The sequence below is a fragment of the Microbacterium sp. SMR1 genome (genome assembly GCF_003289625.1).
GTDB lineage: Bacteria > Actinomycetota > Actinomycetes > Actinomycetales > Microbacteriaceae > Microbacterium > Microbacterium plantarum.
Map to the genome: position 1 here is coordinate 577,835 of NZ_QMBN01000003.1, position 22,547 is coordinate 600,381.

20 protein-coding genes, 1 pseudogene and 1 riboswitch are annotated in these 22,547 nt (G+C 71.0%); of the genes and pseudogenes, 13 read left to right on the forward strand and 8 right to left on the reverse strand.

The window, feature by feature from the left end:
- Positions 1–120: 120 nt before the first annotated feature.
- Genes DO944_RS12415 through DO944_RS12425 form a run of 3 tightly spaced genes read left to right on the forward strand, consistent with a single transcriptional unit; the run spans position 121 to position 2,617 of the window.
- A complete protein-coding gene (locus tag DO944_RS12415) occupies positions 121–975 on the forward strand; it encodes an ABC transporter substrate-binding protein (RefSeq protein ID WP_112617438.1) in 855 nt (284 codons plus the stop codon).
- Positions 976–995: 20 nt separating this feature from the next.
- Positions 996–1,841: an amino acid ABC transporter permease gene (locus DO944_RS12420; RefSeq protein WP_112617439.1), complete on the forward strand. Its 846-nt coding sequence runs from the start codon at positions 996–998 to the stop codon at positions 1,839–1,841.
- Positions 1,838–2,617 (forward strand): amino acid ABC transporter ATP-binding protein, encoded by a 780-nt coding sequence (locus tag DO944_RS12425; RefSeq protein ID WP_146752041.1) that lies wholly within the window; start codon positions 1,838–1,840, stop codon positions 2,615–2,617. The genes DO944_RS12420 and DO944_RS12425 overlap by 4 nt, the downstream gene beginning before the upstream one ends.
- A gap of 85 nt (positions 2,618–2,702) precedes the next feature.
- On the opposite strand, the gene DO944_RS12430 is transcribed toward DO944_RS12425, so the two are convergent.
- Together DO944_RS12430 and glyA are read right to left on the reverse strand one after the other, a co-directional pair.
- Entirely contained in the window at positions 2,703–3,584 is an 882-nt protein-coding gene (locus tag DO944_RS12430) for a bifunctional methylenetetrahydrofolate dehydrogenase/methenyltetrahydrofolate cyclohydrolase (protein WP_112617598.1), read from the reverse strand.
- Positions 3,585–3,726: 142 nt separating this feature from the next.
- Positions 3,727–5,001 (reverse strand): serine hydroxymethyltransferase, encoded by a 1,275-nt coding sequence (gene glyA / locus DO944_RS12435; RefSeq protein WP_112617440.1) that lies wholly within the window; start codon positions 4,999–5,001, stop codon positions 3,727–3,729.
- 40 nt (positions 5,002–5,041) lie between these two features.
- A riboswitch (ZMP/ZTP riboswitch) is annotated at positions 5,042–5,125 on the reverse strand.
- 71 nt (positions 5,126–5,196) lie between these two features.
- Here glyA and DO944_RS12440 point away from each other — a divergent pair.
- The 5 genes from DO944_RS12440 (at position 5,197) to DO944_RS15955 (ending at position 10,141) form a co-directional block, all read left to right on the forward strand.
- Positions 5,197–6,759, forward strand: a complete 1,563-nt coding sequence (locus DO944_RS12440; protein ID WP_112617441.1) for a family 20 glycosylhydrolase — start codon at positions 5,197–5,199, stop codon at positions 6,757–6,759.
- Positions 6,747–7,907, forward strand: a complete 1,161-nt coding sequence (gene nagA / locus DO944_RS12445; protein ID WP_112617442.1) for an N-acetylglucosamine-6-phosphate deacetylase — start codon at positions 6,747–6,749, stop codon at positions 7,905–7,907. Before DO944_RS12440 ends, nagA begins: the two co-directional genes overlap by 13 nt.
- A 61-nt stretch (positions 7,908–7,968) precedes the next feature.
- On the forward strand, positions 7,969–8,367 hold the full coding sequence (locus DO944_RS12450; RefSeq protein WP_112617443.1) for a YrdB family protein: 399 nt from the start codon (positions 7,969–7,971) through the stop codon (positions 8,365–8,367).
- The gene (locus DO944_RS12455; RefSeq protein WP_112617444.1) at positions 8,364–9,731 is read left to right on the forward strand and encodes an FAD-binding oxidoreductase; all 1,368 of its coding nucleotides are present in this window, start codon (positions 8,364–8,366) and stop codon (positions 9,729–9,731) included. Before DO944_RS12450 ends, DO944_RS12455 begins: the two co-directional genes overlap by 4 nt.
- A complete protein-coding gene (locus DO944_RS15955; protein WP_162815470.1) occupies positions 9,728–10,141 on the forward strand; it encodes an NUDIX domain-containing protein in 414 nt (137 codons plus the stop codon). The genes DO944_RS12455 and DO944_RS15955 overlap by 4 nt, the downstream gene beginning before the upstream one ends.
- A 107-nt stretch (positions 10,142–10,248) precedes the next feature.
- Here the strand turns inward: DO944_RS15955 and DO944_RS12465 are convergent.
- The 5 genes and pseudogenes from DO944_RS12465 to DO944_RS12485 all read right to left on the reverse strand — a co-directional run.
- Positions 10,249–11,013, reverse strand: a pseudogene (locus DO944_RS12465) (ROK family protein); the annotation flags it as partial.
- Entirely contained in the window at positions 11,010–11,975 is a 966-nt protein-coding gene (locus DO944_RS12470; RefSeq protein ID WP_112617446.1) for a carbohydrate ABC transporter permease, read from the reverse strand. The pseudogene DO944_RS12465 and the gene DO944_RS12470, both read right to left, overlap by 4 nt.
- Positions 11,972–12,949: a carbohydrate ABC transporter permease gene (locus DO944_RS12475; protein WP_112617447.1), complete on the reverse strand. Its 978-nt coding sequence runs from the start codon at positions 12,947–12,949 to the stop codon at positions 11,972–11,974. The genes DO944_RS12470 and DO944_RS12475 overlap by 4 nt, the downstream gene beginning before the upstream one ends.
- 59 nt (positions 12,950–13,008) lie before the next feature.
- The gene (locus DO944_RS12480) at positions 13,009–14,268 is read right to left on the reverse strand and encodes an extracellular solute-binding protein (protein ID WP_112617448.1); all 1,260 of its coding nucleotides are present in this window, start codon (positions 14,266–14,268) and stop codon (positions 13,009–13,011) included.
- A gap of 94 nt (positions 14,269–14,362) precedes the next feature.
- Complete coding sequence (locus tag DO944_RS12485) at positions 14,363–15,511, reverse strand: ROK family protein (RefSeq protein WP_112617449.1); 1,149 nt, start codon at positions 15,509–15,511, stop codon at positions 14,363–14,365.
- Between the two features lie 172 nt (positions 15,512–15,683).
- On the opposite strand from DO944_RS12485, the gene DO944_RS12490 reads away from it, so the two are divergent.
- The 3 genes from DO944_RS12490 (at position 15,684) to DO944_RS12500 (ending at position 18,205) form a co-directional block, all read left to right on the forward strand.
- Positions 15,684–16,121, forward strand: coding sequence for a hypothetical protein (locus tag DO944_RS12490; protein ID WP_112617450.1), 438 nt, complete (start codon positions 15,684–15,686; stop codon positions 16,119–16,121).
- A gap of 123 nt (positions 16,122–16,244) precedes the next feature.
- On the forward strand, positions 16,245–17,684 hold the full coding sequence (locus DO944_RS12495) for a L,D-transpeptidase family protein (protein ID WP_112617451.1): 1,440 nt from the start codon (positions 16,245–16,247) through the stop codon (positions 17,682–17,684).
- A gap of 68 nt (positions 17,685–17,752) precedes the next feature.
- Complete coding sequence (locus tag DO944_RS12500) at positions 17,753–18,205, forward strand: GNAT family N-acetyltransferase (RefSeq protein WP_094260231.1); 453 nt, start codon at positions 17,753–17,755, stop codon at positions 18,203–18,205.
- Between the two features lie 75 nt (positions 18,206–18,280).
- Here DO944_RS12500 and DO944_RS12505 read toward each other — a convergent pair whose 3' ends face one another.
- On the reverse strand, positions 18,281–20,497 hold the full coding sequence (locus DO944_RS12505; RefSeq protein WP_112617452.1) for an NADP-dependent isocitrate dehydrogenase: 2,217 nt from the start codon (positions 20,495–20,497) through the stop codon (positions 18,281–18,283).
- A 115-nt stretch (positions 20,498–20,612) separates the two neighbouring features.
- Here DO944_RS12505 and DO944_RS12510 point away from each other — a divergent pair, with 115 nt between their 5' ends.
- Positions 20,613–21,593 (forward strand): acetylxylan esterase, encoded by a 981-nt coding sequence (locus DO944_RS12510; RefSeq protein WP_112617453.1) that lies wholly within the window; start codon positions 20,613–20,615, stop codon positions 21,591–21,593.
- Positions 21,590–22,516 carry an N-acetylglucosamine kinase gene (locus DO944_RS12515; protein WP_112617600.1) on the forward strand — a complete coding sequence of 309 codons (927 nt, stop codon included), beginning with the start codon at positions 21,590–21,592 and terminating at the stop codon, positions 22,514–22,516. The genes DO944_RS12510 and DO944_RS12515 overlap by 4 nt, the downstream gene beginning before the upstream one ends.
- Positions 22,517–22,547: the final 31 nt, after the last annotated feature.

Sequence of the window (22,547 nt, forward strand, 5' to 3'; positions counted from 1 at the left end):
GCAGGGAGGCCGCGTAACACGACGACCCGCGCGCGCCGCGGCATCCCGGCCGGGTGAGAATGGATGCAGCCGCCGGTGACAGCACGCCGATGCGCGGCATCCGCACCCGGAGGTTCCCCGATGTCCCGCTCTCTCGTCCGCGCCGCCTCGATCGGCGTCGCCGCTCTCGCGATCGTCCTCGCCGGGTGCTCGTCCTCGCCCGCGCCCGCCGCCTCGGGCGATGCCGCGTCGGGACCCGCTGCCGAGGACTACGTCACCCCCGGCAAGCTCACCTTCGCCACGGGCGAGACGGCCTACGAGCCGTACTTCGTCGACGACGACCCCGAGTCGGGCGAGGGCTTCGAGGCCGCCGTCGCCTACGCCGTCGCGGACAAGCTCGGCTTCGCACCGGACGACGTCGTGTGGGTGCGCACGAGCTTCGAGGCCGCGATCGCGCCGGGTCCGAAGAGCTTCGACATCAACGTCCAGCAGTACACGATCACCGACGAGCGCAAGCAGGGCGTCGACTTCTCCTCGCCCTACTACTCCGCGAGCCAGTCGATCGTCGCGATCCGGGGCGGCGCGGCCGACGGCGTCTCCGACATCGCAGGGCTGACCGACCTCACGATCGGCGCGATGGCCAACTCCACGAGCGCGCAGACCCTCGCAGAGGTCGCGCCCGACGCCGAGGCTCGCCTGTACAACTCGAACGAGGATGCCGTGGCCGCGCTCGGCGCGGGACAGATCGATGCGATCGTGCTCGACACCCCCACCGCCTACCTCGCGGTCAACTTCTACATCGAGAACTCGTTCTTCGTCGGCGAGCTGCCGAAGGCGGGCATCGAGGACGAATGGGGCCTGCTGCTCGCGAAGAACTCGCCGCTCACCCCCGCCGTGACGGCCGCCGTCGACGAGCTGCGCGAGGACGGCACCCTCGCCGAGCTCGAGCAGAAGTGGCTCTCGGGACTCACGGAGGGCGTGACGCTCCTCCAGTGAGGGCGCGCTAGCGTCTATCCGTGACCACCTCCGTCCCGAGCGCGCTCGAACTCGAGCGCCGAGCGTATCGGCGCGGCCGCGAGCGCCGGTCGGTCCTGATCGCCGTCGCTTCGACACTCGCCTTCGCCGCGGTCGTCTGGGTGACCGTGATCAACACGGAGGGCTGGGCGACCGTCCAGCGGAGCTTCTTCGACCCCGCCGTCGCGCTGCAGGCCCTCCCCGAGGTGTGGCAGGGCTTCCTCGTGAACCTGCAGGTGCTCGCCATCTCGGTCTTCACGGTCGCCGCGGTGGCGCTGGTGCTGGCGCTGCTGCGGACCCTGCGCGGACCGGTGTTCTTCCCGCTCCGGCTGATCGCCGCGGCCTACACCGACCTCTTCCGCGGCCTGCCCTTCGTCATCGTGCTGTATCTGATCGGGTTCGGGCTGCCGACGATCCTGAACGCCCGCATCGATCCGGTGCTTCTGGGAGTCCTCGCCATCACGCTGACGTACTCCGCCTACGTCGCGGAGGTCGTGCGGGCGGGCATCGAGTCGGTGCATCCGTCGCAGCGTCTCGCCGCCCGCGCGCTCGGGCTCAGCTACCCGCAGACCCTCGTGCGGGTCGTGCTGCCGCAGGCGCTGCGCAAGATGACCCCGCCGCTCATGAACGATTTCATCTCCATGCAGAAGGATGTCGGACTGATCTCGATCCTCGCGGCGTTCGACGCGATCGCCGAGGCGCGGGGCGTGGTCGCGACGACCTACAACTTCACCCCGTACGTCGTGGCAGGCGTGCTGTTCGTGCTGCTCGCGATCCCGACGATCCGGCTGACGGACTGGTACACCGCGAGGCTCCGACGCCGCGAGCAGACGGGATCGATCCTGTGAGCCGGAACCGACCCGGCAGCGCGCCCGACACCGAGCCCGGCAGCGTCGCCGACGTGCTGCACGCCCGCGGCATCCGCAAGTCGTTCGGCGACAAAGAGGTGCTGCGCGGCGTCGATGTGTCGCTCGCCCGGAACGAGGTCGTCGCCCTCATCGGCGCAAGCGGTTCGGGCAAGTCGACGCTGCTGCGCTGCCTCGGGCTGCTGGAGCCGATCGACGACGGGCAGATCCTCCTCGCCGGCGCGGACATCTCCGACCCCCGGGTCGACGCGAACGCGGTGCGCGCGCGGCTGGGAGCGGTGTTCCAGAGCTACAACCTCTTCCCCCACCTGTCCGTGCTCGACAACGTGACCCTCGCCTCGCGGGTCGTGCACCGCGTGCCCCGGCGCGAGGCGGAGGCGCGTGCGCGGGACCTGCTCGCGCGCATCGGGCTCGCCGACAAGGCCGGGGAGCACCCCGACCGGCTCTCGGGCGGTCAGCAGCAGCGAGCGGCGATCATCCGCGCGATCGCGACCGATCCCGAGGTGCTGCTGCTCGACGAGATCACCTCGGCGCTCGACCCCGAGCTCGTCGGCGAGGTGCTCGAGCTGGTCCGCGACCTCGCGGTGGCCGGCTCGACGATCCTCATGGCGACGCACGAGATGGCGTTCGCGCGGGATGTCGCCGACCGCGTCGTCTTCCTCGACCAGGGCGTCATCGTCGAGGAGGGCGCGCCGTCGGAGGTGTTCGGCGCTCCCCGCGAGCCCCGAACCCGCGCCTTCCTCTCCCGCTTCCTCTGAGCTCCCGTCGACTCGCCAGAGAACGCGGATCCGGGCGGGCCGGCATCCGCACTTTCTGGCGAGTCGACGGGTGGAGGAAGCAGGCTCAGGCGGTCGCGCGCTCGGCGGCCTCGACCACGTTGGTCATCAGCAGGGCGACGGTCATCGGGCCGACGCCGCCGGGGTTGGGCGAGAGGAAGCCCGCGACCTCGGCGACATCCGGCGCGATGTCTCCGTAGACCTTCGACTTGCCGGTCTCGGGGTCGTTCTCGCGGGTGACGCCCACGTCGAGGACGGCGGCGCCCGGCTTGACGTCCGCGGCGGTGACGAGGTGCTTCACGCCCGCGGCACCCACGATGACGTCGGCCTCGCGCAGGTGCGCGCCGAGGTCGGCGGTTCCGGTGTGGGTCAGGGTCACCGTGGCGTTGATCTCGCGGCGGGTCAGCAGCAGACCGATGGACCGGCCGATCGTGACACCGCGCCCGACGACGACGACGTTCTTGCCCGCGAGGTCGTATCCGTTGCGCTGCAGCAGCTCGATGACGGCACGCGGCGTGCACGGCAGCGGCGTCGTGATGGGGTCGTTGACATTGAGCACGAGACGCCCGAGGTTGACGGGGTGCAGGCCGTCGGCATCCTTCGCGGGATCGATGCGCTCGAGAACCCGGTCGGTGTCGAGGTGTTTGGGCAGCGGCAGCTGCACGATGTAGCCATGGCACGTCGGGTCGGCGTTGAGGCGGTCGATGACCTCCTCGACCTCCGCCTGCGTCGACTCGGCCGGCAGCTCGATCTGGATCGAGTTCATGCCGATCGCCTCGGACTCGCGGTGCTTCATCCCGACGTACAGCTGGGATGCCGGGTCGGCCCCGACGAGCACCGTCGCGATGCCCGGCGTCACTCCGCGGGCCTTCAGCGCGGCGACGCGCTCGGCGAGTTCGGTCTTGATGGCAGCGGCGGTGGCCCGCCCGTCGAGCTTCTGCGCGGTCATGTCGTTCTCCGTTCGAGAGGGTCGCGGTCGCCGGGTCGCGGTCGCCGAGAACATACGCTCCGGGCGAGAACGTACCGTGCGGGGTGCGTTCTCGCGGGGAGGGTGCGTTCTCGGCGACCGGCCGGCGACCGGCGACGCCGGGTTACTGCTGCAGGCCGGGGTACAGCGGGAAGGCGTCGGCGAGCGTCGCCACGCGAGCACGCAGGGCATCGAGGTCGGCGCCGGGCTGCAGCGCGAGCGCGATGATGTCGGCGACCTCGGTGAACTCGGCGTCGCCGAAGCCGCGGGTCGCGAGAGCGGGCGTCCCGATGCGCAGGCCCGAGGTGACCATCGGCGGGCGCGGGTCGTTGGGCACCGCGTTGCGGTTGACGGTGATGTGGATCTCGTGCAGCAGGTCTTCGGCCTGCTTGCCGTCGATCGCGGCGTCGCGCAGGTCGACGAGCACGAGGTGCACGTCGGTGCCGCCCGAGCGGACGGCGATGCCGGCATCCGCCACATCCTGCTGCGTCAGACGGTCGGCGATGATCGCGGCGCCGCGCACGGTGCGCTCCTGGCGCTCCTTGAACTCCGGCGTCGCTGCGAGCTTGAACGCCGTCGCCTTCGCCGCGATGACGTGCATGAGCGGGCCGCCCTGCTGGCCCGGGAAGACGGCGGTGTTGATCTTCTTCGCCAGGTCGGCGTCGTTGGTGAGGATGATGCCCGAGCGGGGGCCGCCGATGGTCTTGTGCACCGTCGACGAGACGACGTGGGCGTGGGGCACCGGCGACGGGTGCACGCCGGCGGCGACGAGACCGGCGAAGTGCGCCATGTCGACCCAGAGGTACGCGCCGACCTCGTCCGCGATCGCACGGAAGGCGGCGAAGTCGAGCTGGCGGGGGTAGGCCGACCAGCCGGCGATGATCACCTTCGGCTTGTGCTCGAGGGCGAGGCGACGGACCTCGTCCATGTCGATCAGCGAGGTCTCGGGGTTCACGCCGTAGGCGACGATGTCGTAGAGCCGGCCCGAGAAGTTGATCTTCATGCCGTGGGTGAGGTGGCCGCCGTGGTCGAGCGAGAGGCCGAGGAGCGTGTCACCGGGGCGCGCGATCGCGTGCAGGACGGCGGCGTTGGCCGTCGCGCCCGAGTGGGGCTGGACGTTGGCGAACTCGGCGCCGAAGAGCGACTTGGCGCGCGAGATCGCCAGCTCTTCGGCGACGTCGACCTCTTCGCAGCCGCCGTAGTAGCGGCGACCCGGGTAACCCTCGGCGTACTTGTTGGTGAGCACGGAACCCTGCGACTGCAGCACCGAGACGGGCACGAAGTTCTCGGACGCGATCATCTCGAGGTAGCCGCGCTGGCGGTCGAGCTCGCGCTCGAGCACCTGGGCGATCTCGGGGTCGACCTCGGCGAGCGGGGCGTTGAAGTACGAATCGGTCATGACGATCTCCTGACGACGGCTTTCACGAGCAGAGAAGTTCCACATCGGCCCAGGCGTGCGGTCGAATGCCGTGTCGGTCGCTCCCCGGTGGTGGCCCACCTCAACGCCAGTCGCGACGCGTCGAGCATAACGGATGCCGCGCTGATACGCTGGCTCGAAAGTTTGTTAGGCACCCTTACAGATAGGGGCGCGCTGATGTCGCTGCCGCTGGTCCCGTTGCCCGCCTCGGTCACGCCCGCGAAGGGGGTGGCGTTCACCCTGACGGACGCCGTCTTCATAACCGGGGATGCGGATGCCGCGGGCGTCCTCCACCGGCTCGTCCTGACGCGGACCGGCCTCCACCTCACGGCGGCCCCCGGCACCGCGGAGCCCGACAGCGCCGCGGAGCCCGACAGCGCCGCGGAGCCCGACAGCGCCGCGGAGCTCGACAGCGCCGCCATCGACGTCGCCGTCGACGGGGACGGGCCGCCCGAGTCGTACCGGCTGTCGGTCGACCACCGCCGCATCTCGATCCGGGGCGCCGACTCCGCGGGCCTCTTCTACGGCGTGCAGACTCTCGGCCAGCTGATCACCCGCTCGTCCGACGGCTGGGTGATTCCGGGGGTCGACATCGACGACGCCCCCCGCTTCGCGTATCGCGGCGTGATGCTCGATGTCGCCCGCCACTTCCACGACGTCGCGACCGTCACCGCCTACCTCGAGCGGGCGGCGAGCCTCAAGTTCAACGTCCTGCACCTGCACCTCAGCGACGACCAGGGGTGGCGGCTCGCGCTGTCCCGCCGCCCGGAGCTCACCGTCCATGCGGCGACGAGCGCGGTGGGCGGCGGTGCCGGCGGCTTCTTCACGGCCGACGACTACCGCGCGATCATCGCCCACGCCGCGGCGAACCACATGACCGTCGTGCCCGAGTTCGACATGCCCGGCCACACCCACGCCGTCGGGCTCGCCTACCCCGAGGTCGCTGCGCCACCGGCGCTGGACGGGTGGGATGTCGCGGGCGGCCCCGCTCCCGTCGCCGGCGAGGCGTACACGGGCATGGGGGTCGGCTTCTCGTCGCTGCGCATCGGCGCACCCGAGACCGATGCCTTCGTCGACGATGTCCTGACGGAGCTGGCGGAGCTGACCCCCGGCCCCTACCTGCACTTCGGCGGTGACGAGGCGCACGGCACCCCGGCGGAGGACTTCGCGGCCTTCGTGGCCCGCACCTCGCGGGTCATCGCCGACCTCGGCAAGACGCCGATCGCCTGGCACGAGGCCGGCGCCGCCGCGGATCTCGCGCCCGGCACGATCGGCCAGTACTGGGGCCTCGTCTCGCCGACCGACGGTGCCGACGAACGTGCGCGGGCCTTCGTCGCGCGCGGCGGCCGCGTCATCCTCTCGCCCGCCGACGCCGTGTACCTCGACATGAAACCGACGGCCGATGCTCCCCTCGGCCTGACCTGGGCGAACGGTCCGACGAGCCTCGAACGGGCTTACTCGTGGGAGCCCGGCGAGGTCGTGTCCGGCATCTCGGAAGACGACATCCTCGGGGTCGAAGCGCCGCTGTGGACCGAGACCGTCCGCGACCTGGACGACATCGATGCACTCGCCTTCCCTCGCATCGCGGCGGCCGCTGAAGCCGCCTGGTCGGCTGCGACCGGCAGCGCAGACAACCGCACGTGGGAGTCCTTCCGCGAACGCGTCGGCGCGCTCGGACCGCTGTGGACGACCCTCGGCATCCGCTTCCCCGCTTCCCCGGAGGTCGCATGGACGGTCTGAACCGCGTCATCCATTCCGTTCGGCTCGTCGACGGGGGCCGCGAGATGCCCGACTCCTGGCTCGTCGTGCGCGACGGGCGGGTCGCCGCGCAGGGCACCGGCGACGCGTGGCGCGATGCCGTCGCCGAAGAACCGGTCGACGAGGTCGTCGATGCCACCGATGCCGCCGGCCCCGGCGCGATCCTCGCTCCCGGCTTCGTCGACATCCACGGCCACGGCGGCGGCGGCGCGGCATACGACGAGGGTGCCGAGGCGATCCGCACCGCGCGCGAGCTGCACCGGGCGCACGGCACGACGCGAGCGGTCATCTCGCTCGTCACGGCATCCGTCGACGACCTCGTCCGACGGGTCGCCGCCATCGGCGACCTCGCGGAGACGGATGCCACGGTGCTCGGCTCGCACCTCGAGGGGCCGTTCCTCGATCCCGGACACCACGGCGCCCACGATCCGGAGCTGCTCATCGGACCCGCCGCCGACGCCGTGGCGCGGCTGCTCGAGGCCGGCCGCGGCACCGTCCGCCAGGTCACGATCGCTCCGGAGCTGCCGGGCGCCCTCACCGCGATCGAGCGCATCGTCGCCGCGGGCGCGGCCGCCGCCGTCGGTCACACCGACGCCGACGCCGAGACCGCTCGACGGGCCTTCGACGCCGGCGCCACGATCCTCACCCACGCCTTCAACGCCATGCCGGGCCTCCACCACCGTCAGCCCGGTCCGATCGGCGCGGCCACCGCCGACCCACGCGTCACGCTCGAGGTCATCGCCGACGGCGTGCACCTCGCCCCCGAGGTGGTGCGGATCGCCTTCGCCGCCGCACCGGGGCGCATCGCGCTCGTCACCGACGCGATGGCGGCCGCCGGATCGGCCGACGGAGACTACGTGCTCGGGGCGCTCGCGGTGCGCGTCGAGAACACCGTGGCGCGGCTCGCAGACGGCACGATCGCCGGATCCACCCTGACGCAGGATGCCGCGCTGCGGACGGCCGTCGCCGCGGGGGTGACGCTGCCGACAGCCGTGACGGCCCTGACGGCCACTCCGGCACGCGCGATCGGGCGTCCCGACCTCGGCAGGCTCGAGATCGGGAGCCCGGCCGATGCCGTCCTGCTCGACGCCGACCTGCGCGTCCGGCGCGTCTGGACCGGGCGCGCGTGACCTGTTCGCCCGAGGTGCCTCCCGGGGCGGCGACGTGAGGCCGGCGCCTAGAATCGGAGGCATGTCCGAACTGCCGAACGTCCGTCCCGCCACCCCCGAGGCGCCGCAGCAGGCGGCCGGCACGCGACGGGCTCTCTCGGCGATCGACCTCCTCGCCTTCGCCTGCCAGCTCTTCGCCTTCGCCACCTTTGCGATCTGGGGCTTCGCGGCGTGGGACTTCCCCCTCAACCTGGTCTTCGGCATCGGCGCTCCGGTCGCCGCGATCCTCCTGTGGGCACTGTTCGTCTCGCCGCGTGCCGTGCTCATGGTGCACCCGTTCGTGCGCGCCCTCGTCGAGTTGTTCGTCTACGCCTCGGCCACCATCGCGTGGTGGAGCATGGACCAGGCCTGGGTCGGTCTCGTCTTCGGGGTCATCGCGGTGACCTGCGGTGTGATCGCCGGCCGCCGGCGCCTGTCATGACCGCTCCCGACGTCGTCGCCCGGCTCGTCGCCGAGCTCGGCGACCGCGTCGATGTCTCGGATGCCGGTCGGGCTGCCGCTCGGGCGGACAAGTCGGGCCAGGCGGCATCCGGATCGCCCCTCGCCGTCGTTCACGCCCGCACCGTCGAGGACGTCCAGGCGACGATGCGCATCGCCTCCGCGAGCGGCACCCCGGTCGTGCCGCGGGGCGCCGGCACCGGCCTCGCGGGCGGCGCCAACACGGGCGCGGGTGAAATCGGGCTCTCGCTGCGTTCGATGGACCGCATCCTCGAGGTCCGCCCCGACGACCTCATCGCCGTCGTCGAGCCCGGCATCCTCAACGGGCAGCTGAACGCGGCGCTCGCGGAGCACGGCCTCTGGTGGGCGCCCGATCCCGCGAGCCGCGACATCTCGACCGTCGGCGGCAACATCGCCACCGGCGCGGGCGGCCTGCTCTGCGCGAAGTACGGGGTGGTGCGAGACGCGGTCCTCGGCCTCGATCTCGTGCTGGCAGACGGTCGCCTGATGCGTCTCGGACATCGCACCGTGAAAGGCGTGACGGGCCTCGACCTGACCTCGCTCGTCATCGGGTCGGAGGGCATCCTGGGCGTCGTCGTCGCGGCGACGCTGAAGCTCCGCCGCCTCGTCCCCGGCCAGGCCCGGACGATCGCCGCGACGTTCTCCGATGTGCGCTCCGCCGCGGTCGCGGCATCGGCGGTCACGGCGGCCGGCATCCAGCCGGCGATCATGGAGCTGATGGACGCGACCTCCCTCGCCGCCTCGCACCGCCTGCTCGGGCTTCCCGCCCCCACGCCCGGTGCCTCGCAGCTGACGGTCCAGACCGACGGCCCGGGCGCGACGGCCGAGGCGGAGGCCGTCGTCGCGGTGCTCGCGGCCGCCGGCGGCACCGTGCGCCTCGCCGCCGATGACGCCGAGGCCCAGCAGCTGTGGACGGTGCGGCGGTCGATGCATCCCGCGATGGAGACCCTCGGAACCGCGCTCATCGAGGACGTCTCGGTGCCGCGCAGCGCCCTGCCCGCGATGTTCGACGAGATCGCCCGCATCGAGGAGCGCTTCGGTCTGACGATCCCGACCGTGTGCCACGCGGGCGACGGCAACCTGCACCCGAACTTCATCTTCGACGGCGACGAGGTCCCGGAGGTCATCTGGGAGGCGGCGGAAGACCTCTTCCAGTCGGCGCTGCGCCTCGGCGGAACGCTCACCGGCGAGCACGGCGTCGGCGTCCTCAAGCGGCGCTGGCTCGCGGACGAGCTCGGCGACGACCAGTGGGAGCTCCAGCGGCGCATCGCGCGGGTCTTCGACCCCGCCGGCATCCTGAACCCCGGAAAGGTGTTCGCGCCGTGAGCGACTCCGTCCCGGCCGGGGAGGTCCACGTGAGTGCGGCGGTCGTGACCGACGGCGACGGGCGTACCCTGCTCGTCCGGAAGCGCGGCACCGAGCGGTTCATGGCGCCCGGTGGCAAGCCCGAGCCGGGCGAGTCCGCCGGCGCGGCCCTCGTCCGCGAGCTGCACGAGGAGCTCGGCGTCGTCGTGGCCGAGCCCGACCTCGTCTACCTCGGCCGGTTCGAGTCGGATGCCGCGAACGAGCCGGGCTTCCGCGTCGTCGCCGAGGCGTTCGCGATCACGCTCGACCCCGCGTCGGTCAGCGCCGCCGCCGAGATCGCGGAGGCGCGCTGGCTCACCGCTCCCGAAGCCGCGGCGTTGCCGCTCGCACCGCTCAGCACCGAGCACCTGCTTCCGCTCGCCTGGGCCTGAACGGCGGCACCCAGCGCCCCCACGGGCACGTCCCGGGGCGCGAGCTCGACCCGCTCGTCCAACCGCAGCGACCGCAGGAACGGCGACGCGCCGGCGGATGCGGCGAGAGCGGCCCGCACCGGGACGAGCAGCCGATCGGAGAGCGCGGCGACGCCCCCGCCCAAGACGACCACGTCGACGTCGGTCGTGAGCACCAGCAGCCGGACCGCCGCCTCGACGCCGCGCACCACGTCCGCTCTGATGCCGTCGGCGCGCTCGTCCCCCGCATCCGCAGCATCGAAGACCGCGAGCACGGGCAGCGGCGAGGAACCGCCCCAGCGCTCGGCGACGGCTCCCCCGCCCGCGAACGCCTCGATGCATCCGCGCTGTCCGCAGCGGCAACGGGGCCCGTTCGGGTCGATGGGGATGTGCCCGACCTCACCGGCCGCGCCGCGCCCGCCGCGGCGCGGGCCCGTCTCGTCGACGATGCCCGCGGCGATGCCGGTTCCGAGGTTCAGGAAAGCGAGCGATCCTCCCCCGGCACGGAGTGCCCGCGCACCCACCGCCGCGTACCGCACGTCGTTGTCGATCACCGGTCGAATGCCGATCCGCGCCGCGACGGCTCCCGCGAGGTCGTACCGGTCGATCCCGAGGTTCAGGGCATGCTCGACGATCCCGCCGCCGGGCCGGATCTGCCCGGGCACGCCCACGCCGACCGCGACGACCGATTCAGCCCCCGCCAGGTCGGCGACGACCGCCGCGACGCCGTCGGCGACGGCATCGCCGCCCCATCCGGTCGGCCGACGGAGGCGGGCGATCTCGTTGCCGTCGCCATCCACGGACACGGCGAGGATCTTCGTGCCGCCCACGTCGACACCGATGCGCAGCGTCATCCCTTCACGGCCCCCGACACGAGCCCGCCCGACATCCGCCCCTGCACGATGAGGAAGAAGATCACGACGGGGATCGACATGAGGGTGGATGCCGCCATCACGGCGCCCCAGTTGGTCGCTGCCGTCGCCGACTGGAACGACAGCAGCCACGGCGGGAGCGTCAGGTTGTAGCCCTTCATGAGCAGCAGCGCCATGGTGAACTCGTTCCACGACTGGATGAAGGCGAAGATGCCCGTGGCGACGAGTCCGGGCGCCAGCAGGGGGAACGTCACCTTCCAGAACGCCTGGGTGCGGGTGCACCCGTCGATCATGGCCGCCTCTTCGAGATCGGCCGGAACACCCGCGACGAATCCGCGCAGTGTCCAGATCGTGAACGGGATGACGGCGGCGACGTAGACGATGCCGAGGCCGACGAGGGTGTTCATCAGGCGCCAGTCGTCGATCATGCCGTAGATCGTGAACATCATCGCCTCGCCCGGGATCATCTGCACGATGAGGACGGCGACGATGAACGAGCGCCGCCCGCGGAAGCGGATGCGGGCCACGGCGATCGAGGCGAGGAAGGCCAGCACCAGCGTGATGACGAGCACGCCGACCGTCACCAGGGTCGACGAGAGGAGCCCGTGCACGAAGTCGGTCTGCCCCGGGGCCGCCTCGCGCGTCCATGCCGTGGCGTAGTTGCCGAGCGTGAAGTCGAAGGGGAGGAAGCTCGGGGTGCGGCTGATGATGCTCTCGCCGCGCGTGAACGACATGTTCAGCATCCAGTAGACGGGGAACACCGAGCACACGAACACGACGAGCGCGGCGAGGTTCAGTCCCGCGCGCGAGAGGATGCGGCGGCGCGGCGGTCGTCGCACGGCGAGCGAGCGCGGCCGGGGGCGCTTCGCCCGGCCCACCTCGCCGACGACCTCATCGACCCCGATCGTGCCGAGCTGGGTCGCGGGGGTGACCTGGGTGCTCACAGCTCCTCCTCCTTGAGCGTGGTGCGGATGTATCCCCACGAGAGGGTGAGGAGCAGCACGACCATGAGCACGCCGATCGCGCTCGTGACGCCGAACTCCCCCGGGCCCTGCCGGAAGATGTAGGTGCCGAGCACGTTGGTCTCGGAGATGAGGCCGCCACGCTGCTGCAGCGCGTAGACCTGCGTGAAGATACGGAGGTTCCAGATGACCTGCAGCACCACGACGACCGTCACGACGTTGCGCAGATACGGGAACACGACGAGTCGGAAGCGCTGCCACCCGACCGCGCCGTCGAGGGATGCCGCCTCGAGCACCTCGGCGGGGACCTGCCCGAGCGCCGCGTACAGGGTGAAGGCCGCGAAGGGCACGCCCTGCCAGACCACGATCACCGTCAGGACGAAGAAGAACGACCACGGATTCGCCAGCCACGAGTGGTTGGTCCAGTCGGTCGAGCCGGTCATCGTGTTCAGCGCCCGGTTGACGATGCCGTACTGCGAGTCGAAGATCCATCCCCAGACCGTGGTCGCCGCCAGCGGCGGCATCGCCCAGGCGAGGAGGAGACCGAGCGAGACGAGGATGCGCCACCCGCGCCGCAGGCGCGTCATGAGCACCGCCACGAGGGCGCCGAGCCCCACGATCAGCACGGTCATGGCCACCATCAGCCCAAGACTGCGGACGAGGACGGCCGGGAAGTCGGACTGCGTGAAGACCTCGAGGTAGTTCTCGAACCCGATGAAGTCGGGAAGCGTGCCCTGCACCTTGTTGCGGATGGCGTAGTCGGTGAACGACTGCACGAGCATCAGCACGGCGGGGTACCCGACCATCACCCCGAGGATGATGAGCGAGGGGCCGAGGAGCGTCAGCGCGCCGACGTTGTCGCGGCGACGCCGAGACCGTTGCCGCGCGGTAGGCGGCGGCCCGTGCTTCGCCCGCGGCTCGGGCCGTCGCGGCGTTCGGGTGAGCACGTTAGTCATCGTGCTGTCCTCTCTGCGGTGTTCGTGGGGCGCGGACTCCCGCGCCCCACGACTCACGACTACTTGTTGAGGATGGCTTCGATCTGACCGTCGAGCTCGGTCGCGATCGCCGTGACGTCGCCGCCCTGCGCGATCTTGACGAGAGCGTCCTTGATCACACCGGAAGACTCGACCTCGGACCAGTTGGGGCTCGCCGGAACGGCCTTCGACGATGCGACGGCCTTCGCCGCCTCGACCGTGATCTCGTCATCGGGCAGGAAGTCGGCGAACGAGGTCAGCGCGGGGATGAGCCCGTTCTCGGCGAGGATCTTCTGGTACCCCTCCGAGAGGATGATCTTGAGTGCGGCCTCGGCCTTGTCGGGAGCGTCCGACTTCGCCGCGATAGCGATGTTCGAGCCTCCGGCGAAGACCGGAGCGACCTCACCGGCGGTCATGCCCGGAAGAGCGAACGCCTTCAGATCGGCGCCGACCGTCTCGGGGCAGCCCGGGGCCTTCGCGTCGTCGGCGGGCGCGAGGATCGACCACTTCACCCACGCCGGAGCCGAGAGGAAGCCGATCTCGCCGGCGCAGAACGGAACCTGCGGATCGGTCTCGTCCGCGTCAGCCGGCGCGATCGTCGCGTTCTGGTAGACGTCCTGGAGCATCGTCAGACCGGCGATGCCGCCCGAGCTGGAGAAGCCGCCCTTCCAGGTGTCGCCGTCCTGCGTCGCGATCTCGCCGCCGTTCGCCCAGACGTAGGGCAGCGCGTTGTACCAGTCCTTGCCGGGGGCGTAGATGCCCGACTTGGTGGCGGTCGTCGCAGCGATGCCGTCGGCGACGTACTCCTCGAGCGTCGTCGGCACCTCGCCGCTGTACGAAGAGGGCGAGTAGAAGACGATGCGCGACCCCGCGTAGTAGGGAGCGGCGTACAGGCTGCCGTCCGCCGACCCGAGCTCGACGAAGCTCTGCAGCAGTTCGTCGCCGCCGAGGTCCGCCTGGAGGTCGGAGATGTCGAGGAACAGACCCTGATCGATGAAGCCGGGCGACTGCGTGTTGCCGACCTCGACGAGATCGGGCGCGTCGTTCGACGACAGCGCGGCGACGTAGTTGTCCGCGGTGTCGGCCCAGGTCTTCTCCTCGATCGTCAGCGTCCAGCCCTCGTTCTCTGCTTCGAACGTCTTCTTGAGGTAGTCGCGGGCGTCCTGAGGCGTGTCGGTGCCGACCAGCCATACGGTCAGGTCGCCGGTCTCGGCGCTCTGTCCCGCGTCGCCGCTCGCGCAACCGGCGAGCAGCAGGGCGGAGACACCGAGGAGCGACAGTGCTCCGAGGCTCTTCTTCATGGTGATTCCTTCTTCTCTGGTGTCGACGAGTCGGATGGCTCGCCCGGGTGTGGAGCTGGTGGTGCAGGTGGGGCTATGGAGCTGTGGAGCGAAGTCAGGAGACGCCGAGACGCCCTGACAGGACCATGACGGCAGCACCGCGCAGGACGATGTCCTGGCCCTGCTCCGTCATCCGCACCTGCAGCTCGTCGTGGAACGTGGCGAGCGTGCGTGTGCGCACCGTCTCGGCGGCGGCGCTCGCAAGCGTGCCGTCGAGAAGTTCCGCGGGGCCGGAGAGGACGATCTCCGACAGGTCGAGAGCACCCACGATGGGGGCCAGGGCGATGCCGAGACGTTCGCCCGCGTCTCGCAGCAGACCGTCGCGGTCGCTCGCGGCGCCGGCATCGATACGCGCGGAGAGCGAGGGAACCGAGATCCAGGCCTCGAGACATCCCACCTTCCCGCACGCGCAATCGGGGCCGCCATCGGTGCCCACCGTCACGTGGCCGATCTCGCCGGCGGCCGAGCGCGCACCGCGCAGCGGTTCGCCACCCGTGAGCAGGCCCGCACCGACACCGCGGCCGACCTTCACGAGGATGATGTCGTCGCCGGCACCGCCGAACGTGTGCTCGGCGAGCACTGCGGCGTTGGCGTCGTTGGCAACGAGCACCGGGGCGCCGACCGCCTCGCTCAGGATGCCGGTGAGGTCGAGGCGATCCCAGCCGAGGCCGGGTGCCGCGAGGACGACTCCGGTGTCATCGACGACACCGGGGGTGCCGACGCCGACGCCGAGCACCGGCGCGTGCGCGTCGTCCACCAGTGTTCGCGCGAGGTGCACGACCGCCGGCAGGATGTCGTCGCGGCCGCGGGGCACGGCGACCTCGTGACGAGCGACGATCTCGCCGTCGAGGGTCATCACCGCACCGAGGAAACGGTCGCTCCCCGAGAGGTCGAGGCCGACGATGCGGTGGCCGTCGCGAGCGAGGTCGACGAGGATCGCGGGCTTGCCCGGTCCGGCGGCCTCGCGGGTGCCTCGCTCACTGACGAAGCCGTCGCCGATGAGCTCGGCGACGAGGTCGGAGATCGTCACTCGGGTCAAGCCGGTCTCGCGAGCGAGGTCAGCACGGCTCATCGCTCCGCCGTGGAAGAGACGTTCGAGCACGAGCGCGCGGTTATGCGCCCGAGCGTGCTCGGGCAGGATCTTCGCGCCCGGGCGCCGGGTGCGCGTCGTGCGCCGCGGGGCCTCGGTATCGGTGCTCGCCATGTTTGTTAGTAGACCTTACGAATCTGGCGGACACAAGAGTTGCGCCCAGGTTTGCTAGCGATGTTTACAAACCCGTTACATCCGCACATCGCCTCCCCTGCAGATGTCAAGGGGAACGTTCGATCGTCGCGCCTCCGTAGGGTGGAGAGATCGCTGCATCGAGGAGAACCCCATGAACCGTCGCCTGACCGCCCTCACCGTCACCGCGCTGGCGCTCGTCGCCCTGACCGGGTGCACCGGCGGAGACGGCTCCGCTGCTGGGGGCTCGACCCCCGCAAGCACCCAGTCGGTCGAGGAGGCGTGCACCCAGGTCAACGACGTCATGACCGAGGCGACGCAGGGAATCCAGGAGATCGACCCCTCCGACCCCGCCGCCGCCGCCGGCGCGCTGCGCACGATCTCGGACGGCATGGGCGACGCCGCCACCCAAGTGACGAACGAAGAGGTGTCCGGCATCCTGCCCGACCTGCAGACGGCGTTCTCCTCGGCCGCCGAATCAATGGAGGCTGTGGCCGCCGGTGACACCGATCGTGCGACGGAGCTCACCACCGCGCTGAGCGACGTGCAGGGCAGCATCGACACCTACACCGAGCTCTGCGGCACGGAATGACGCATCGGCGCGATCCGGATCGCGCCGCCAGATAACGCTCTGGTTTCACTCAGGCCGCTCTCGGAGTGCCTTCGCGTACCATAAGAACCGAGTGCGCTCTCACGCGCAGACGGGGGTACAGCGGTGACGGATGTCGCGTCGAAGCATGATCACGAGAGCACGGCCGAGCGAGGCACGCCCTCGGACGATGCCGGGCAGCGCGTCGAATGGGCGCCCGTGGAACCGGCGCCCAAGAAGCGGCACCTCGGCTTGTGGATCGGCATTCCCGTCGGCGTCGTCGCGCTCGGCGCCGCCGCCGCATCGCTCTTCTTGATCGCCCCCGGCACCTCGATCGGCGGTGTTCCCGTCGGTTTCATGACGCCGGGCGCCGCTGCGGCCGCCGTACAGGACCGCCTCGATCAGACCACTGTCACGCTCGGCGACGGCGGAGACAGCGTCTCCGGTGCGGATCTCGGAGCACAGGTCGACGGCACGCAGCTCGCTTCCTCCGCCTTCGACGCGCGGCCCGCCTGGAACATCACCCAGTGGTTCGGCGAGCCCATCGCTGCTCCCGTGGCCCTCGATGAAGCGACGGCCACCACCGCCCTGCGAGGCGCCGCGGGCGACCTGTACGTCGAGCCTACGGCGGCATCCGTCTCCTTCGACGGCTCGTCGTATGTCGTCAGTCCCGACGTCCCCGGTGCGGGCGTCGACCCCGAGGCGGCCCGTGCGGGCCTGCAGAGCGCCTTCGATTCCGGCACGACCGACGCGGTCATCGACCCCGAGCTGACGCCCGTGACGGCGCTGACCACCACCGCCGCGGCGGAGGAGACCGCCGCTTCGCTGAACAGCATGCTCGACGGCGTCGGCTTCTACGTCGGCGACGAGCGCACGGTCCCCGTCGACCGCGCGACGGCCGCGAGCTGGCTCACGGTCGGCACGAAAGACGACGGCTCGTTCGAGATCACGGCCGACCCCGCCGCCATCCAGCCCGTGGTCGACACCCTTCCGGGGCTCGTCGATCGGGCGCCCGTCAACGGCGTGGTGTTCGCCAACGCCGCGGGTGAGGTCATCGACGACTCCGACGCCGGCCTCGACGGTCGCACGCTGAGCTCGACGGACGGCATCGCCGCCGGATTCGCGGAGCAGCTCGCGACGGGTGATGCCGCCTACCGCCTGCCCGTCGAGGTCGTCCCCGTCACGACGGAGACCATCACACGGCTGCTCGAGGTCGACCTGAGCGAACAGCGCCTCTACCTCAAGGAGAACGGCGCCGTGGTCGACTCGTGGCTCGTCTCCACCGGCCGCCCCGGCGCTGACACCCAGACCGGCTACTACACGATCGGGTGGAAGACTCCGCGCCAGGACATGCGCGGCACCGCGGCCGACTCGGGCGTGAGCTACGTCCAGCCCGATGTGAAGTGGGCGATGTACTTCAACGGCGACCAGGCGTTCCACGGCGTCTACTGGCACAGCAACTGGGGCAACCGGATGAGCGCCGGCTGCGTCGGGATGCCCGACTCGCGCGCCGCCCAGATCTACGAGTGGGCTGTCGCCGGAACCGACGTCTACGTCCACGCCTGATCGACGCATCCGGGCCCATCCCCCGATCGACCGATGCGCGGTCGATCGATCACCGTTAGCCTGTGACCATGGCTGACCTCCGAGTGGAAGAACTGTCGGCGTCGACGATCGTCGCGGTGAACAACCTGTCGCTGAAGCCCGGGCAGGAGCGATTCGTCGTGCCCGAGAGCTACGCGATCGCGGCGACCGTGGTCGACCCGGCGACCTCGTGGCAGCGCGTGATCCTGGACGGTGACGAGGTCGTCGGCTTCGTCAGCGCGGGCTTCGACCCCGACGCGCCGCACGAGCACTTCCGCTCGGTGCTGTGGCGCATCAACGTCGACGCCGACGACCAGGGCCGCGGTGTCGGACGCTTCGCCGTCGAACAGCTCGTCGACGAGGCGCGCAAGCGAGGCTTCGACTGCCTCAACGTGATCTACGAGGCCGGAGAGGGCGGGCCCGAAGCGTTCTTCACCCGTGTCGGCTTCACGCCGGTCGACGAGACCGAGTACGGCGAGGTCGTCGCCGAGATCCGCTTCTGACGGACTCCCCCACGCACGACGCGAAACGCCCCGGGCGCCGAGGCGGCCGGGGCGTTTCGCTGTGTCAGAGCGGAGTCAAAGCCCGTCGATGATGCCGTTCAGCGTCGCCGAAGGCCGCATGACGGCCGCGACCAGCTCGGCGTCGGGACGGTAGTAGCCACCGATCTCGGCCGGCGAACCCTGCACCGCGATCAGCTCCTCCACGATCGCCGTTTCGTTCGCGGCGAGGGTCTCGGCGACCGGCGCGAAGGCGGCGGCGAGTTCGGCGTCGACCGTCTGAGCCGCCAGCTCCTGCGCCCAGTACAGCGCGAGGTAGAAGTGGCTGCCGCGGTTGTCGATCGTGCCGAGTGCGCGACCCGGCGACTTGTCCTGCTCGAGGAACGTGCCGGTGGCGGCATCCAGCGTGTCGGCGAGCACCTTCGCGTGAGCGTTGCCGGTGTACTCGGCGAGGTGCTCGAACGACGCCGCGAGGGCGAAGAACTCACCCAGCGAGTCCCACCGGAGGTAGTTCTCGGCGACGAGCTGCTGCACGTGCTTCGGAGCCGAACCGCCCGCGCCGGTCTCGAACAGGCCGCCACCGGCCAGCAGCGGGACGATCGAGAGCATCTTGGCGCTCGTGCCCACCTCGAGGATCGGGAAGAGGTCGGTCAGGTAGTCGCGGAGCACATTGCCGGTGACCGAGATGGTGTCCTCGCCGCGGCGGATGCGTTCGAGCGAGTAGCGCGTCGCGTCGGCGGGAGCGAGGATCTCGATCGTGAGCCCGTCCGTGTCGTGCTCGGCGAGGTAGGTCTTCACCTTCGCGATGAGGTTCGCGTCGTGCGCACGGTTCTCGTCGAGCCAGAACACGGCAGGCACGCCCGTCGCACGCGCGCGGGTGACGGCGAGCTTGACCCAGTCGCGCACCGCGACATCCTTCGTCTGCGTCGCGCGCCAGATGTCGCCCGCCTGAACCTCGTGCGACAGCAGGACCGACCCGGACGAGTCGACGACCTCGACGGTTCCGGCGGCCGGGATCTCGAAGGTCTTGTCGTGCGAGCCGTACTCTTCGGCCGCCTGCGCCATCAGGCCGACGTTGGGCACCGAGCCGATCGTGGCCGGGTCGAGCGGGCCGTGCTCGATGACGTCCTCGATCGTCGCCTGGTAGACGCCGGCGTAGGAGGAGTCGGGGATGACGGCGATCGTGTCGTCCTCGCCGCCGTCGGCGCCCCACAGCTTGCCGCCGTTGCGGATGAGGGCCGGCATCGAGGCGTCGACGATCACGTCGGAGGGCACGTGCAGGTTCGTGATGCCCTTGTCGGAGTTGACGTACGACAGACGGGGCCCGGAGGCGATGGCGGCCTCGAAGGCGGCACGGATCTCGTCGCCGTTCGCGAGCTGCGAGAGGCCCGCGAGGATGGCGCCGAGGCCGTCGTTGGGGGTGAGGCCGGCGGCGGCGAGGTCATCGCCGTAGCGAGCGAACACGTCGGCGAAGAAGGCGCGGACGACGTGGCCGAAGATGATCGGGTCGCTGACCTTCATCATCGTCGCCTTCAGGTGCACCGAGTACAGCACGTCGTCCGACGCGGCCTGCGCGACCGTGTCGGCGAGGAAGGCGTCGAGGGCTGCGGCCGAGAGGAAGGTCGCGTCGACGACCTCGCCCGGCAGCACCTTCAGGCCCGACTTCAGCTCGGTGACGGTGCCGTCCTGAGCCGTGAAGCGGATGGCGAGGACGTCGTCGCCCTCGATGACCGTCGAGGTCTCGTTCGACTTGAAGTCGTCGTGGCCCAGCGTCGCGACGCGAGTCTTCGACCCGTCGGCGAACGGCTTGTTGCGGTGCGGGTGCTTGCGGGCGTAGTTCTTGACCGAGAGCGGGGCCCGGCGGTCGCTGTTGCCCTCGCGCAGCACGGGGTTCACGGCGGAGCCCTTGATGCGGTCGTAGCGCGCGCGCACGTCCTTCTCGTCGACGTTCTGCGGCTCGTCCGGGTAGTTCGGGATGTCGTATCCCGCGGCCTGCAGCTCGGCGATGGCCGCCTTCAGCTGCGGGATCGAGGCCGAGATGTTCGGCAGCTTGATGATGTTGGCCTCGGGCAGCGTCGCCAGGCCGCCGAGCTCGGCGAGGGCGTCGCCGACCTGCTGCTCGGGCGTGAGGTTCTGCGGGAAGGCGGCGAGGATGCGGCCCGCGAGCGAGATGTCGCGGGTTTCGATGGCCACGCCGGCCGCACCGGCGAAGGCCTCGACGATGGGCAGGAAGGAGGCGGTGGCCAGTGCCGGCGCCTCGTCGGTGTACGTGTAGATGATGGTCGAGTCGGGCACGTGTCGTCTCTCCAAAAAGCGCGTCGAGGGTCGTTCCTCAGCGTATCGCACGGGGGTGGTTCTCTCGATGTCGAGATATCTCTCACGGTTCCGGGCTTCGCGCTAGGGTGAGCGCGTGCCGCGCTTCGATCTCTCGCTCGCCGAACTTCAGGACTACCGCCCGGAGGTGAGCGAGCCCAGCGATTTCGACGATTTCTGGTCGGCGACGCTCGCGGGCTCGCGTGAGGCCGGCGGTGAGGTGACCGTGTCCGCGGCATCCGAGCTGTACGCGACGGTCGACGTGCACGACGTGACCTTCCCCGGGTACGGCGGTGATCCCGTGAAGGCCTGGCTGATCCTCCCCGCGCATCGCGAGGGCCCGCTGCCGGCGGTCGTGGAGTTCGTCGGCTACGGCGGCGGACGCGGCCTGCCGACCGAGCGGCTCGCCTGGGCCACTGCCGGGTACGCCTCGTTCGTCATGGACACCCGCGGACAGGGCAGTGTGTGGGGCAGCGGCGGCGAGACTCCCGACCCCCACGGCTCCGGCCCCGCCGTGCCCGGCTTCATGACGCGCGGCATCGATTCGCCCGAGACCTACTACTACCGGCGCGTGTTCACCGACGCCGTGCGCGCGGTCGACGCGGTGCGGTCGCTGCCGGAGGTCGACGCCTCACGGGTGTCGGTCACGGGCGGCAGCCAGGGCGGCGGCATCGCCATCGCGGCCGCCGGTCTGAGCGACGGACTCGTCGCGGCGATGCCCGACGTTCCCTTCCTCTGCCACTTCGAGCGCGCCATCGGTTTCACCGGCAGCGACCCCTACCAGGAGGTCGTGCGCTGGCTCGCCGTGCACCGCGGCGCCGAGGCGCGGGTCTTCGAGACGCTGTCGTACTTCGACGGCGTGAACTTCGCCCGCCGCGCCGACGCGGCGACCCTGTTCTCGGTCGGGCTGCTCGATCCGGTGTGCCCGCCCTCGACGGTCTACGCCGCGTTCAACGCCTACGGCGGCGCGCACAAGGAGATGTCCGTCTTCCCCTTCAACGAGCACGAGGGCGGCCAGGGATACCAGTGGGAGGCGCAGGCGGGCTTCCTGCGCCGCGTGCTCGGGGGCACCGCGTGAGCGAACGACGCGTGCTCGCGATCGACGCGGGGCAGAGCGGCATCAAGGTGCGCGCGACTGCGGCATCCGGTGAAGACCTGCTCTTCCCCGGCATCCGAACCGGTGAGCCGCTGCTCCCCCAGCTCGCCGCCGTCGTCGCCGAGACCACGGCGCGCACGGGCTCGCCCGCTGACATCGTGGTCGCGGGTATCTCGGGGCTGACCGACGCGAACGCCGACGCCGACGCGATGCTCGCGCTCACGGCGGCGCAGGGCGTGCGCGGCGTCGTGCTCGCCCACGACTCGACGACCTCGTTCCTCGGCGCGCTCGGTGACCGACGCGGAGCCGTCGTCGCGGCCGGAACCGGAGTCGTCACGCTCGCCGTCGGCGCGGAGACCACTGCGCGCGTCGACGGGTGGGGGTGGATCATGGGCGACGCCGGCAGCGGCTACTGGATCGGCCGCGAGGCCCTGGATGCCGTGATGCGCGCCTACGACGGCCGGGGGCCGACGACCGAGCTGACGGCGACGGTGTCAGGCCGGTGGCCTGACCTGTCGCAGGCGTACATGAGCCTGCAGGCCGATCCCGATCGGGTCCGCGTCGTCGCGAGCTTCGCCGCCGTCGTCGCGCGCGCCGCCGTCGCCGGCGACACCGTCGCGCAGGACATCTCGGTCCGCGCCGCGCACGAGCTCGCGCAGAGCGTGCGCGCGGCGATCGCCCAGGTGCGCACCGACGAGGAGACCTTCCCGGTGTGCGCGATCGGCGGCGTCTTCGGTTCGATCCCGCTGCTCGAGGCCGTCACCGCCGACCTGCACACGGGCGACGCATCGGTGCGCCTGGTGGCGCCCGTCGGTGTCGGCATCGACGGCGTGATGGCCCTCGCCGATCTCGACACCTCCCACCCCCTCGCCGCGGTCACCCACCGCGCTGGCGACATCCGCTGACCGGCGCCGAGAACGCACCGTAACGCCGAGA

Coding starts and splice junctions, on each gene's coding strand:
- DO944_RS12430 (WP_112617598.1), bottom strand. CDS start 3,584: ATGACCGCGCAGAAGCTCGACGGGCGGGCCACCGCCGCTGCCATCAAG.
- DO944_RS12485 (WP_112617449.1), bottom strand. CDS start 15,511: ATGGCGAGCACCGATACCGAGGCCCCGCGGCGCACGACGCGCACCCGG.
- DO944_RS12440 (WP_112617441.1), top strand. CDS start 5,197: ATGTCGCTGCCGCTGGTCCCGTTGCCCGCCTCGGTCACGCCCGCGAAG.
- DO944_RS12455 (WP_112617444.1), top strand. CDS start 8,364: ATGACCGCTCCCGACGTCGTCGCCCGGCTCGTCGCCGAGCTCGGCGAC.
- DO944_RS12490 (WP_112617450.1), top strand. CDS start 15,684: ATGAACCGTCGCCTGACCGCCCTCACCGTCACCGCGCTGGCGCTCGTC.
- DO944_RS12475 (WP_112617447.1), bottom strand. CDS start 12,949: ATGACTAACGTGCTCACCCGAACGCCGCGACGGCCCGAGCCGCGGGCG.
- DO944_RS12415 (WP_112617438.1), top strand. CDS start 121: ATGTCCCGCTCTCTCGTCCGCGCCGCCTCGATCGGCGTCGCCGCTCTC.
- DO944_RS12500 (WP_094260231.1), top strand. CDS start 17,753: ATGGCTGACCTCCGAGTGGAAGAACTGTCGGCGTCGACGATCGTCGCG.
- nagA (WP_112617442.1), top strand. CDS start 6,747: ATGGACGGTCTGAACCGCGTCATCCATTCCGTTCGGCTCGTCGACGGG.
- DO944_RS12450 (WP_112617443.1), top strand. CDS start 7,969: ATGTCCGAACTGCCGAACGTCCGTCCCGCCACCCCCGAGGCGCCGCAG.
- glyA (WP_112617440.1), bottom strand. CDS start 5,001: ATGACCGATTCGTACTTCAACGCCCCGCTCGCCGAGGTCGACCCCGAG.
- DO944_RS12480 (WP_112617448.1), bottom strand. CDS start 14,268: ATGAAGAAGAGCCTCGGAGCACTGTCGCTCCTCGGTGTCTCCGCCCTG.